Origin of the sequence: Curtobacterium sp. L1-20 (genome assembly GCF_048755855.1) — a bacterium.
Taxonomy (GTDB): domain Bacteria; phylum Actinomycetota; class Actinomycetes; order Actinomycetales; family Microbacteriaceae; genus Curtobacterium.
In genome coordinates this window covers 513,993-526,052 of the sequence record NZ_CP151473.1, presented here as the reverse complement: position 1 = coordinate 526,052, position 12,060 = coordinate 513,993, and the positions used below count along the sequence as shown (strand labels likewise).

The following is a 12,060-nucleotide window of genomic DNA, read 5'->3' as shown; positions in this document are numbered from 1 at the left end:
CTGCTGCTGGTGCGCGGGTGGGGTTCGGGGTCAGCCGATGTAGGACATGACGTGCTTGATGCGGGTGTAGTCGTCGAACCCGTACTGGGACAGGTCCTTGCCGTACCCGGAGTGGCCGAAGCCGCCGTGCGGCATCTCGGCGACGATCGGGATGTGGGTGTTGATCCACACGCAGCCGGCGTCGAGGTCGCGGGCGAACCGCATCGCCCGACCGTGGTCGGTGGTCCACACCGAGCTCGCGAGCCCGTACTCGACGTCGTTCGCCCACCGGAGCGCCTCGTCCTCGGTCCGGAAGCGTTGGACCGTCTGCACCGGGCCGAAGACCTCCTGCTGGACGATGCGGTCGTCCTGGCGGAGGCCGGACACGATGGTCGCCTCGTGGTGGAAGCCGCGGTCGCCCACCCGCGCGCCGCCGGTCTCGATGCTGGCGTGGTCGGGGAGCGTGTCGAGGAAGTCCCGGACCCGGGCGAGCTGGTCGGCGTTGTTCACGGGACCGAAGGAGGGACGGTCCTCGTCCGGGCCGGTCCGGGCGTTCGCCCGCGCCTCGGCGACGAGGGCCGCGACGAACTCGTCGTGGATGCCGTCCTGCACGAGCAGCCGGGTCGCGGCGGTGCAGTCCTGCCCGGCGTTGAAGAAGCCGGCGGCGACGATGCCGGCGACGGCGGCGGGCACGTCGGCGTCGTCGAAGACGATCACCGGGGCCTTGCCACCGAGCTCGAGGTGCGTGCGCTTGAGGTCGGTCGCGGCGGCCCGGGCGACCTGCATGCCGGCACGCACGGAACCGGTGATCGACACGAGCTCCGGGGTCGGGTGGTCGACCATCGCCGCGCCGGTGGATCGGTCGCCCAGGACCACGTTGAGGACGCCCGGCGGCAGGAACTCGGCGGCGACCTCGGCGAGCAGGAGCGTCGACAGCGGGGTGGTGTCGCTCGGCTTGAGGACCGTCGTGCAGCCCGCGGCGAGCGCCGGCGCGATCTTCCACACCGCCATGTTCAGCGGGTAGTTCCAGGGGGTGACCTGGGCGACGACGCCGACCGGTTCGCGGCGCACGTACGAGGTGTGGTCGGGCAGGTACTCGCCGGCACTCCGCCCCTCGAGGTTGCGCGCGGCGCCGGCGAAGAAGCGGATCTGGTCGACCGACAGCAGGATCTCGTCCTGCACGAGCGAGGCGCGGGGCTTCCCGGTGTCGAGGGACTCGAGGTCGGCGAACTCCTCCGCACGCTGCTCCACCGCGTCGGCGATCCGGAACAGGGCCAGCTGGCGTTCGGCCGGGGTGGTGCGACGCCAGTGGGCGAAGGCGCTGCTCGCGGCGGTGAAGGCCGCGTCGACGTCCGCAGCGGTGGACACCGGCGAGGTGCCGTAGACGTGCTCGTCGGTCGGCGCGACGAGGTCGGTCGTGGCGTCGCCGCGCGCCTCGACGTGCTCGCCCCCCACGAAGTTGCGGAGGACCCGCGTGGCCGTGGCGACCGACGTCCCCGTGCTCGTGTCACTGTCCAGCATGGCGGCGATACTGGCACGGAATCCGCTCCTCCGGAAGAAGGATCCGGAGGTTGTGGAGAACCGTAACAACGGAAATCGTCGCGAAACACGACATTCACAACGAATTCCCTTGCGCACCGTCGAACGCCGCTGCCATGCTGTCCGGCATGGCGGCAGCACCACGACGTCCGGGTCCGATCGACGACACCTCGAAACGCATCATCGAGCAACTCCAGGCCGACGGGCGCCGTCCCTACGGCGAGATCGGCAAGGCCGTCGGCCTCAGCGAGGCGGCGGTCCGACAGCGCGTGCAGAAGCTCACCGAGACGGGCGTCATGCAGATCGTCGCCGTCACCGACCCGATGCAGCTCGGGTTCAACCGGCAGGCGATGATCGGCATCCGCGTCAGCGGTGACACCCGGACCGTCGCCGACGCCCTCGAGCAGCTGCCGGCGGTCGACTACCTCGTCATGACCGCCGGCAGCTTCGACCTCATGGTCGAGGTCGTCTGCGAGGACGACGACGGCCTGATCGAACTGCTCAACGGCACGATCCGCGCCATCCCGGGCGTGACCGCGACCGAGACCTTCGTCTACCTGCAACTCCGCAAACAGCTCTACGACTGGGGAACGCGATGACCATCTCCGAACAGCCCACCACCCGCCTCGGCTCGTACGACCCGTTCGCCGCGGTCGACAACGACGCCCTGCAGCAGAAGTCCCGCGACCACCTCTGGATGCACTTCGCCCGGCACGGCGCGAACCAGGCAGGTGCCGAGGTCCCGATCATGGTCCGCGGCGAGGGGCACCACGTCTACGACAGCCACGGCAAGGGCTACATCGACGGGCTCTCCGGCCTGTTCGTCGTCGCCGCGGGCCACGGTCGGAAGCGTTTGGCGGAGATGGCGGCGAAGCAGGCGGAAACGCTGAGCTTCTTCCCGATCTGGTCGTACGCGCACCCCGCGGCGATCGAGCTCGCCGACCGGCTGGCCGACCACGCCCCGGGCGACCTCAACAAGGTCTTCTTCTCCACCGGTGGCGGCGAGGCCGTCGAGACCGCCTTCAAGCTGGCGAAGTACTACTGGAAGCTCCGCGGCAAGCCGATGAAGCACAAGGTGATCTCGCGCGCCGTCGCGTACCACGGCACGCCGCAGGGCGCCCTCGCGATCACGGGCATCCCAGCGATGAAGCAGATGTTCGAGCCCCTGGCACCCGGCGGCTTCCGCGTCCCGAACACCAACTACTACCGGGCCGACGAGATGGGGTTCGCCGGCCAGGACGAAGCGGAGTTCGGCGTCTGGGCGGCGGAGCGCATCCGCGAGATGATCGAGTTCGAGGGCCCCGACACCGTGGCGGCCGTCTTCCTCGAACCCGTGCAGAACTCCGGCGGCTGCTTCACACCCCCGCCGGGGTACTTCCAGCGGGTCCGCGAGATCTGCGACGAGTACGACGTGCTGCTCGTGTCCGACGAGGTCATCTGCGCCTTCGGCCGGATCGGCACGATGTTCGCCTGCGACACCTACGACTTCGTGCCGGACATGATCACCTGCGCGAAGGCGATGACCTCGGGGTACTCGCCGATCGGCGCGACGATCATCAGCGACAAGCTGTTCGAGCCGTTCGCGACCGGCGACACGACCTTCTACCACGGGTACACGTTCGGCGGGCACCCGGTGTCCGCCGCGGTCGCCATGGAGAACCTCGACATCTTCGAGGAAGAAGGCCTGCTCGCGAACGTGCAGCAGAACGCGCCCCTGTTCCGCGCGGAACTCGACACCCTGCTCGACCTGCCGATCGTCGGCGACGTCCGCGGTGCCGGGTACTTCTACGGCATCGAGCTCGTGAAGGACAAGGCGACCAAGACGACGTTCGACGCCGACGAGTCCGAGCGGTTGCTGCGCGGCTTCCTGTCGAAGGCGTTGTTCGACGCGGGGCTGTACTGCCGCGCCGACGACCGCGGCGACCCCGTCGTCCAGCTCGCACCGCCGCTGACCATCGGGCAGCCCGAGTTCCGCGAGATCACCTCGATCCTGCGGAGCGTCCTGTCCGAGGCCGCGTCGAAGATCTGACCGTGACGGCCACCGATGCGGACGTCGTCGTCGTCGGCGCCGGGATCGCCGGACTGGCCACCGCTCGGGCGCTGTCCCGATCCGGCCGGTCCGTGGTCGTCCTCGAGGCCCGTGACCGCGTCGGTGGACGGACGTGGACGGACTCCGCGCTCGGCGTCCCGGTCGACCTCGGTGCGTCCTGGATCCACGGCATCGACGGCAACCCCCTGTGGGACCTCGCCTCGGCGTTCGGCATCGACACCGTCGAGTACACCGTCGGGAGCTTCCAGTTCGACGGCCGACCGATCGCCTGGCACGACCCGTCCGGCGTGCGGTTGTCCGACGACGCCGCGCGCGCCTTCGCGGCGGACCTGCACACCGTCGACGCGGTGCTGCACAGCGTCGTCGCCGACGCCGCTCCCGGCACCACCTACGCAGCGGCCGTCGCGACGGCACTCGCGACCCTCGGGTGGACCGGACCGCGTGCCGAGCGCGTCACGGAGTACACGACCCACCGCTCCGAGGACCTCTGCGGGGCCCCCGCGACCCTGCTCGACGCGCACGGCCTCGACGAGGAGCACGTCGCCGGCGACGAGGTCGTGTTCCCCGGCGGCTACGGCCAGTACGCGGCCGCGCTGGCCGACGGCCTCGACGTGCGCCTCGCCGCGGTGGTCCGGTCCGTGAGCTCGTCGGACTCCTCGGTGACGGTCGGGGTTGCCGACGGCCGCGCGTTCACCGCACAGCACGCCGTCGTGACCGTCCCGCTCGGGGTGCTGCAGGCCGGCGACGTGACGTTCGACCCGCCGCTGCCGGAACCGGTTGCCGGGGCGATCGGCCGTCTCGGCATGGGCGTCTACGACAAGGTGTTCCTCCGGTTCCCCGAACGCTTCTGGGACGACTGGGTCATCCGGCAGCAGGGTCCGGCCGGGGTCGACTGGCACTCCTGGTACGACATGTCCCGGGTGACGGGCCAGCCCGTGCTCGCGGCGCTCGTCGGCGGGTCAGGAGCCCGACGGCTCGAGACCCGCTCCGACGACGCGGTCGTCGCCGAAGCAGTGGCGGCGCTCCGGCGGATGCACGGCCCGGCGGTACCGGACCCGGACGCGTACCGGATCACCCGGTGGGCGGCGGACCCGTTCGCACGCGGCTCCTACTCGTACCTGCACGTGGGGGCGTCCGCCGACGACCACGACCTGCTCGGGACCCCGACGGGCCGGGTGCAGCTCGCCGGCGAGGCCACGTGGGGGGACGACCCCGCGACGGTGCACGGGGCACTGCTGTCCGGGCTGCGTGCCGCCGGGCGGATCACCGGCGCCGTGGCACCGCTGCCGGTCACCGTCCTCGGCTGAAGGCGGGGGTCTCGACCGAGCACGTCACGGCGGCGCCCGGATCCGGCGAGGTCCTCGTCGCGATCTCGCGGTCGCCGTCGAGCAGGACGCGGCAGGTGGCGGTCGCACCCGGGGCGGGTGTCGCGCTGACGGATGCACGCTGTCCGGCGAGGACGACGGACTCGTGCTCCCACCGGGAACCCTGGCCGTGCGTCGCCCGGGTGTCACGCGTCCCGAGCCGCTGCACCTCGGGGGCGTCACCGCGCCGCTCGGCGCCCTCCACGGTGACGTCGGACAGCGGCGAGCCCGCCGGCCGGTCGACGGTCACCTCGTAGGTGACGGCCCATGCGTCCCCGGTCTGCTGCTGCACGAAGGCGCACCCGGTGCCGAGCAGGGCGACGGATGCGGCGACGGCGGTGGCGGCGAGGAGCCGGACGGGGTGGCTGGTCCGTTGGGTCATGGGTCCAGGCTGCTCCGCGGGCGGCGCCCTGCCGTCCCCCGCAGGGTGCGCCGCTGGACGACGATCGGGTGATCCGGGGTCCGTCGGAGGGAGGACATCGGGTCCGCCGGCCACCGGCATCGGTAGCGTCGACCGCATGGGGACGGTACTGCCGGGTGTGATCGCCGTCGTGGGCGGGATCGTGCTGGCCGTCGGTGCCCTCGTACCGTGGACGGCGTGGGAGTACCGCCGCCACGGGCAGCTCGGCGTCCGACGCTCCGTCGTGGCCTTCGGGACCCTGGTGTACGCGCTCGCACTGGTGACCTACACGCTCCTCCCGCTGCCGGACGACGTCGCCACGATGTGCCGGACCCCGGCGTCGCCGCAGCTGGTGCCCTTCGCGTTCCTCGGCGACGTCGCGAAGGAGGGCGGGATCTCCGGACCCCGCTCGCTGCTGTCGAACCCCGCGTCGGCGCAGGTGCTGTTCAACGTGCTGTTGTTCGTGCCCCTCGGTGCGCTCGCCCGCCACGCGGTCGCGCGCACGCGGCCCTTCGCGGGCCTCGCCGTCGGACTCGGCGCCGGGTTCGTGGCGTCGCTGCTCATCGAGACGACGCAGCTCACCGGGGACTGGTTCCTCTACCCGTGCGCGTACCGGTTGTTCGACGTCGACGACCTGCTCGCGAACACCACGGGCGCCGTGCTCGGCACGCTGCTGGCCCCGCTGGTCGGCCTGGTCGCCGGGTCCGGTCGCGCGACCGACGCCGAGGTGCCGCGTCCCGTCACGGCAGCGCGGCGGTTCTCGGGCATGCTCGCGGACGTCCTGGCGATCTGGCTCCTGTCCGGCACGCTCAGCGTCGGGACGGCGCTGGTGTGGGCGCTCACCGGCCAGGACGACCAGGCTCCGGCACTCGGCGTCCTGCTCACCGTGGGTGGCCTGGTCGCGCCCGCCGCGCAGCTCGTGATCGTCCTCGCCACCGGGCGGACGCTCGGCGAGCACGTCGTCCGGTTGCGGCCGTCGCCGCCCCCGGCTGCCGGGAGGCGCGTGGTGCGCTGGGCGCTCGGGTCCGGCGGGTGGGCGACCCTGCTCGCCGCGGACGTCCCGTTCGGCGGGACCGTCGCCTTCCTCCTCGCGGTGACGTCGGTGGTCGCCGTCTGGACGACGCGCGGTCGTCGCGGCTTCGCCCTCGCGGTGACCGGCGCGGATGTCGAGGACGACCGGACCGTCGTCGACCACCGCACCACGGCCCGCACGGACTGAGCACGTCCTCACGGCGCCCAGGGCGGTGTTCCCGGACCGCGGTGCGACACTTGGCCACTGTGAGCACCACGACGCGGACCAGCACGCGGCACGAGCACCGCGCTCCGGTCGCCGTCGCCGTGCTCGTGAACCTCGCGTTGAGCCTGTTCCTGCCGGACGAGGTGCTGTTCTTCCCGTCGTGGGTCGTGCCGCTCCTCGGTGTCCTGCTCCTCACCCCGCTCGTCGTCTTCAACCCGCGGCGACTGACGCGGGAGACCACCTGGTCGCGCTGGCTCTCGACCGGCCTCGCCGTCCTCCTCACGGTCGCGAACCAGCTCACCGTCGTCCGGACGGTCGACCAGCTCCTGCACGGGCACCCCGACGGCGGCGCGGTCCTCCTCACCGCGCTGCAGGTGTGGGTGAGCAGCATCATCGCGTTCGGCCTCGTGTACTGGGAGCTCGACCGCGGCGGTCCGGTCGCACGTCGTCGGCCGGAGCTCTGGGCCAGGGACGAGGCCGACTTCCAGTTCCCGCAGGAGACCGACCCGAGGACGGCGGCCTGGCGCCCGGTGTACCTCGACTACCTCTACGTGGCGATGACGAACATGGTGGCGTTCAGTCCGACCGACACGATGCCGCTCACCGTCCGGGCGAAGATGATCATGGCCTACCAGGCCCTCGGCGGGTTCATCCTGCTGGCCCTCGTCATCTCGCGTGCGGTGAACATCATCAGCTGACGCGCACGCCCGTCAGCTCCTCGGACACGTCCCACAGCCGGGTCGCCGTGCCGGGGTCGGCGACCGGAGCCCACGGCTGCTGGACGGACGCCGGACCGCCCACGCCGCCGGGACCCCGCGGACCGACGAACCCGCCGCCGAGCGCCGGGTCGGTCGCGGCGAGCAGGGCGGGCTCCGCGGCGGACTCGGGCGTCCCGACGAGGAGTCCACGCGCGGACAGCCAGCGGATCAGCCGCACCTGCACGGTGTCACGGCTCCGGCCGACCTCGGGGCGCGCGGCGAGGAGGCTCGTCGGGGCGACGCCCGGGTGGCTGACCGCGCTCGAGATCCCCCACCCGGCGCTCCGGCTGCGGCGGTCCAGTTCGAGGCCGAACGCGCCGTACGCGACCTTCGACGCGACGTAGGCACGCATGCCGTCGTAGTCGCGCTCCGACTGCAGGTCGTCCCAGCGGATCGCCCCGCGGCGAGCGGCGATGCTCGTCTGCGCGACGAAGCGGCCCCGACCGGCGCGCAGGAGCGGCAGGAGCTCCCCGACGAGGGCGAAGTGCCCGAGGTGGTTCGTGCCGAACTGCAGCTCGAAGCCGTCATCGGTGGTCTGGCGCTCCGGCGGCGTCATGACCCCGGCGTTCCCCACCAGCAGGTGGATCGGCTCGCCGCCCGACCGGAGCCGCTCGCCGAGCCCGCGCACCGACGACAGGGACGACAGGTCCAGGTCCTCGAGCCGGACCCGCGCACCCGGGTGCTGCGCGCGGATGCGTTCCACCGCGGCGTCGCCCTTCCCCCGGTTCCGGACCGGCAGGACGACCTCCGCACCGGCTGCCGCCAGGCGACGGGCGATCACGAGGCCGATGCCGTCGCTGGCGCCGGTCACCAGTGCCCGGCGCTCGGTCAGGTCGGGGATGGTCAGTTCGTCGACGTGTCGTGGCACGGGGTCCTCCTCGGTCGTCGGGACGCCGGTGCGGCCCGTCCGGACCAGGTTGCGCGTCCGACCGCTCGACATCCACGGCCTGACGATCCGTGGCTCCGGTGCGGTCGGCGCGCGAGGATGGCACCGTGATCGATCGACCGTCCCTCGCCCACTTCTTGCGCGGCCGTCGCGAAGCCCTGCAGCCCGAGGACGTGGGCCTGCCGCGCGGCGCTCGACGGCGGACGAACGGCCTCCGCCGCGAGGAGGTCGCACTCCTCGCCAACATGTCCGCCGACTACTACGCACGCCTCGAGCGCGGCCGCGGGCCCCAGCCGTCGGAGCAGATGCTGGCGTCCATCGCGCAGGGGCTCCGCCTGACCCTCGACGAGCGCGACCACCTGTTCCGCCTCGCCGGACACCGACCGCCGGCGGCCGCGTCCGGCGGGGACCACGTCAGTCCGGGCATGATGCGCATCTTCGACCGCCTCGTCGACACCCCGGCGGAGATCGTCACGGAGCTCGGCGAGACCCTGCAGCAGACGCCCCTCGCCGCGGCGATCACCGGCGACGCCGCGGCCCGGACGGGCGACGCGCGGAGCATCGGCTTCCGGTGGTTCACCGACCCGGCGATGCGTGACCTGCACCCGGAGGAGGACCACGAGTTCCTCTCGCGCATGTACGCCTCGGGGCTGCGCGGCCTCGTCGCCCAGCGCGGTCCGTCCTCGCGCGCGGCCCACCTGGCCGAGGTGCTGCTCGCCGGCAGCGACGAGTTCCGGACGGTCTGGGCACGGCACGAGGTCGGACTCCGTCCGCGGGAGGTCAAGCACTACCGCCATCCCGAGGTCGGGCTGCTCACGTTGCACTGCCAGGTGCTGCAGGACCCGGAGCGCACGCACATGCTGCTCGTCTGGACGGCGGAACCGGGGAGCGAGAGCGCCGAGCGCCTCCGACTGCTGTCGGTGATCGGATCGGCCGTCGCTCCCCGGTGAGGCACCTCAGGCGCCGTGGGCCTCCTCGGCGACCGGCTGCCACTCGCGCCACGTCGCCAGACGGGACTCGTAGTCCTTCTCGGCGATGCCGAGCGGTGCCCTGCCGAAGAACACCCGCAGCGGCGGCTGCTCGGCGTCGACGACCTTCAGGATCGCGGACCGCGTCGCCTCGGGCTTGCCCGGGTCGGCGGCCGACGGACGCTTCGACGCCGCCTCGCGGACGGCCGCGTACGCCGGGTCCTCCTCGCTGTGCTTCGACGACGCTCCGGACCAGTCGGTCGAGAACCCGCCCGGCTCGACGAGCGTGACGTGGATGCCGAAGCCGGCGACCTCCTGCGACAGGGCCTGCGACAGCCCCTCGAGCGCCCACTTGGACGCGTGGTACGCGCCGACGGTCGGGAAGGCGCTGATGCCGCCGATGCTCGACACCTGCACGATGTGGCCGGACCCCTGCTCCCGCATGATCGGCAGTGCCGCCTGCGTCACCCAGAGCGCACCGAACAGGTTCGTCTCGAGCTGTGCGCGGACCTCGTCCTCGGTGAGCTCCTCGACCATGCCGAAGTGGCCGTACCCGGCGTTGTTCACCACGACGTCGAGCGACCCGAAGTGCTGCGCCGCCTGCTGCACGGCAGCGGTGTCCGCGTCCCGGTCGGTGACGTCGAGCCGCAGGGCGAGGAAGGTGTCCGGGTACTGCTCGACGAGGTCCTGCACGTCGTCCGGGTTGCGGGCGGTGCCGGCGACCGAGTCACCGCGTTCGAGTGCGGCCTCAGCCCACTCGCGTCCGAAGCCCTTGGACGCTCCGGTGATGAACCAGGTCTTGCTGCTCATGTGTCCTCCTGTGGTCGTGACCCGAGCAGCCAACGCCCCGCTGCCGTGGCGCGCCTGCAGGTCCGGGTACGGCGTGCGGCAAGCGGACACCACCGGGACCGGACGATCCGGCGGTGACGCGGTCCACGGCCGGCACACCGGTGTCCGGGGTGACCCCCGGATCACCCGGCCGACGGCGCCAGCCCGACGCGCGACTGCATCCAGTCCAGCCCGGCGGCGAGCGCCGCACGCGCCGTGACCCAACTGTGGCGTCCACCCGGCACGACCCAGGTCGCGACGTGCATGCCCGCCGCTCGGGCGTCCCGCACCACGACGGGCATCACCGGGCCGTAGGTGTGGTCGAGCGCGCCGACGGCGAAGAACGCGTTCGTCGCGCGGAAGGGCGCACCGGCGCGGAGCAGGGCTGCGGGCTGGGCGGCCGCCCACGCGGCGCGGTCACCGGCGAACCCCTCGGTGATCGTCCGGGACGCACTGCCGAGGGACGGGCCGAGCTCTCCGGAGACGTCGACGAGGTTCCCGAACCGGGACGGATCGCCCGCGCCGAGCTGGATCGCGCACGTCCCGCCCTGGGAGAACCCGCCGATGGTCCACGCAGACGGCGCGGTCTGCACGCGGAGGTGGCTCGTCACCCACGCGGGGACGTCCTCGGTGAGCCAGGTCCGGCTGTTGCCGAGCGCCCCGTCGACGCACATCGGGTTCGCCGAACGCGGTCCGAGCTGGTCCGGCACCACGACGATCGGGGCGAGACCGCGGTCGACGGTGGCGAGCGCGTCCATCGTCTGCTCGATGTGCCCGGCGTCCGCCACGTCCTGCGGTCCGGCGCCGCTGGACTGTCCGGACAGCAGCAGGTCGACCGGGAGCGCAGGCGGGTCCGCGGTGAGCGCTGCCGGCGGGAGCCAGAGCAGTGCCGGCCGCGCTGCGAAGTGCGACCTGGTGGCCGGGATCACGACCTGGAGGAGCCGACCCTCGGCCGGCATGTCGGTCGGCGCGACCCAGCTCGTGGCGAGGTCGACGCTCGCCGGCGCCGGACCCCGTCCGGGAGCCTCCGAGGCGGGGATCCCCGATCCCGACACCGCGACGGGGGCCGGCGCACCCGAGGTGGACGCGGGCGACGGGACAGCCGACGCCGACGCCCGACGGACCGGTGTGCTGGTGGACTCCGCGCTCACCGACCGACCGGGACCGCCGGACCGTCCCGGGGCGTCGACCGCGTGCGCCACGCCCCATCCCCCCGCGGCCCCGAGCACGAGGCCCGTCACCACCCCGGCGACGAGCAGCAGGCGGGGGCGATCACGGGTCACTGCTGTCCGGGTCATCGGTCGTCCTCGTCCGTGCGGGGACCGGCTCGGTGCCGGTCGCGACGGGGGGATCGTACGGAGCGGCGCCGAGAACGACCTCGCGTTCTCGGCGCCCCGGCTGAGGGTCTTCCCCGCCGCTCCCAGCGCACGTCAGACCGCGATGCGCCCGCCGTCGACCGGCAACACCGCTCCGTGCACGAAGGACGCGGCGTCGGTGGCGAGGAACACGATCGCCTCGGCGATCTCCTCGGCGGTCCCGGGTCGACCGGCGGGTCCGGCGGCGGCCAGCTGGTCGAGGCTCTCCCCCATCGCCGCCGTGCCCTCGGTGCGGGTCGGTCCGGGGCTGACCGCGTTGACACGGACGCCCGCCGGCCCGAACTCCGCCGCCCACGACTTGGTGAGGAGGACGAGCGCCGCCTTGATGGCGCCGTAGAGGCCCATGCCGGCGGCACCGAACTCGGCGACCATCGTCGTGACGTTGACGACGGCACCGTCACCCCGTTCGGCCATCGCCGGAGCGAGCGCGGCGACCAGGAAGTAGGGCGCCTTGACGTTGATGTCGAAGACCTCGTCGAAACCTGCCTCGGTGGTGTCAGCCGTGGGTCCGAAGGGGAAGACGCCCGCGCTGTTGACGAGCACGTCGACGTGACCGCCGCCGAGCTCCGTGGCACGTGCAGCCAGTTCTGCTGCTCCGGTCTCGTCGCGGAGGTCCGCGGCCACGAAGTCGGCGGTCCCGCCGGCAGCGCGGATCGAGGCGACGCCCGTTCATCA

12 protein-coding genes are annotated in these 12,060 nt (G+C 72.7%); 6 read left to right on the top strand and 6 right to left on the bottom strand.

All coding sequences use genetic code 11. The annotated features are described in order from the left end of the window. Positions 1-30: 30 nt before the first annotated feature. Positions 31-1,500 (bottom strand): gamma-aminobutyraldehyde dehydrogenase, encoded by a 1,470-nt coding sequence (locus AAEP86_RS03995; RefSeq protein WP_420369244.1) that lies wholly within the window; start codon positions 1,498-1,500, stop codon positions 31-33. 134 nt (positions 1,501-1,634) lie between these two features. On the opposite strand from AAEP86_RS03995, the gene AAEP86_RS03990 reads away from it, so the two are divergent. The 3 genes from AAEP86_RS03990 to AAEP86_RS03980 are packed head-to-tail and all read left to right on the top strand — an operon-like array spanning position 1,635 to position 4,875. Next, positions 1,635-2,117 (top strand): Lrp/AsnC family transcriptional regulator, encoded by a 483-nt coding sequence (locus AAEP86_RS03990; RefSeq protein ID WP_420369243.1) that lies wholly within the window; start codon positions 1,635-1,637, stop codon positions 2,115-2,117. Continuing rightward, positions 2,114-3,547: an aspartate aminotransferase family protein gene (locus AAEP86_RS03985; RefSeq protein WP_420369242.1), complete on the top strand. Its 1,434-nt coding sequence runs from the start codon at positions 2,114-2,116 to the stop codon at positions 3,545-3,547. The genes AAEP86_RS03990 and AAEP86_RS03985 overlap by 4 nt, the downstream gene beginning before the upstream one ends. Positions 3,548-3,549: 2 nt before the next feature. Beyond that, positions 3,550-4,875, top strand: a complete 1,326-nt coding sequence (locus tag AAEP86_RS03980; RefSeq protein ID WP_420369241.1) for a flavin monoamine oxidase family protein — start codon at positions 3,550-3,552, stop codon at positions 4,873-4,875. Here AAEP86_RS03980 and AAEP86_RS03975 read toward each other — a convergent pair. Further along, complete coding sequence (locus AAEP86_RS03975; RefSeq protein ID WP_420369240.1) at positions 4,859-5,314, bottom strand: hypothetical protein; 456 nt, start codon at positions 5,312-5,314, stop codon at positions 4,859-4,861. The two genes, AAEP86_RS03980 and AAEP86_RS03975, sit on opposite strands and share 17 nt — an antisense overlap. Positions 5,315-5,450: 136 nt before the next feature. Between AAEP86_RS03975 and AAEP86_RS03970 the strand changes: the two genes are divergently transcribed. Then, a complete protein-coding gene (locus tag AAEP86_RS03970; RefSeq protein WP_420369239.1) occupies positions 5,451-6,551 on the top strand; it encodes a VanZ family protein in 1,101 nt (366 codons plus the stop codon). A 59-nt stretch (positions 6,552-6,610) separates the two neighbouring features. After that, positions 6,611-7,267 (top strand): hypothetical protein, encoded by a 657-nt coding sequence (locus tag AAEP86_RS03965; RefSeq protein ID WP_420369238.1) that lies wholly within the window; start codon positions 6,611-6,613, stop codon positions 7,265-7,267. On the opposite strand, the gene AAEP86_RS03960 is transcribed toward AAEP86_RS03965, so the two are convergent. Further along, complete coding sequence (locus AAEP86_RS03960) at positions 7,260-8,195, bottom strand: SDR family oxidoreductase (RefSeq protein ID WP_420369237.1); 936 nt, start codon at positions 8,193-8,195, stop codon at positions 7,260-7,262. The two genes, AAEP86_RS03965 and AAEP86_RS03960, sit on opposite strands and share 8 nt — an antisense overlap. A 125-nt stretch (positions 8,196-8,320) precedes the next feature. Between AAEP86_RS03960 and AAEP86_RS03955 the strand changes: the two genes are divergently transcribed. Continuing rightward, positions 8,321-9,163, top strand: a complete 843-nt coding sequence (locus tag AAEP86_RS03955; protein WP_420369236.1) for a helix-turn-helix transcriptional regulator — start codon at positions 8,321-8,323, stop codon at positions 9,161-9,163. Positions 9,164-9,169: 6 nt separating this feature from the next. Here AAEP86_RS03955 and AAEP86_RS03950 read toward each other — a convergent pair whose 3' ends face one another. The 3 genes from AAEP86_RS03950 to AAEP86_RS03940 form a co-directional block, all read right to left on the bottom strand. After that, a complete protein-coding gene (locus AAEP86_RS03950) occupies positions 9,170-9,991 on the bottom strand; it encodes an SDR family oxidoreductase (protein ID WP_420369235.1) in 822 nt (273 codons plus the stop codon). A 161-nt stretch (positions 9,992-10,152) separates the two neighbouring features. After that, on the bottom strand, positions 10,153-10,896 hold the full coding sequence (locus tag AAEP86_RS03945; protein ID WP_420370443.1) for an alpha/beta hydrolase: 744 nt from the start codon (positions 10,894-10,896) through the stop codon (positions 10,153-10,155). A 543-nt stretch (positions 10,897-11,439) separates the two neighbouring features. After that, positions 11,440-12,039, bottom strand: a complete 600-nt coding sequence (locus AAEP86_RS03940; RefSeq protein ID WP_420370442.1) for an SDR family NAD(P)-dependent oxidoreductase — start codon at positions 12,037-12,039, stop codon at positions 11,440-11,442. Positions 12,040-12,060: the final 21 nt, after the last annotated feature.

Excerpts from the sequence above, each read along its gene's own strand:
- AAEP86_RS03985 (WP_420369242.1), top strand. The coding sequence starts at position 2,114 with ATGACCATCTCCGAACAGCCCACCACCCGCCTCGGCTCGTACGACCCG.
- AAEP86_RS03950 (WP_420369235.1), bottom strand. The coding sequence starts at position 9,991 with ATGAGCAGCAAGACCTGGTTCATCACCGGAGCGTCCAAGGGCTTCGGA.
- AAEP86_RS03995 (WP_420369244.1), bottom strand. The coding sequence starts at position 1,500 with ATGCTGGACAGTGACACGAGCACGGGGACGTCGGTCGCCACGGCCACG.
- AAEP86_RS03975 (WP_420369240.1), bottom strand. The coding sequence starts at position 5,314 with ATGACCCAACGGACCAGCCACCCCGTCCGGCTCCTCGCCGCCACCGCC.
- AAEP86_RS03990 (WP_420369243.1), top strand. The coding sequence starts at position 1,635 with ATGCTGTCCGGCATGGCGGCAGCACCACGACGTCCGGGTCCGATCGAC.
- AAEP86_RS03970 (WP_420369239.1), top strand. The coding sequence starts at position 5,451 with ATGGGGACGGTACTGCCGGGTGTGATCGCCGTCGTGGGCGGGATCGTG.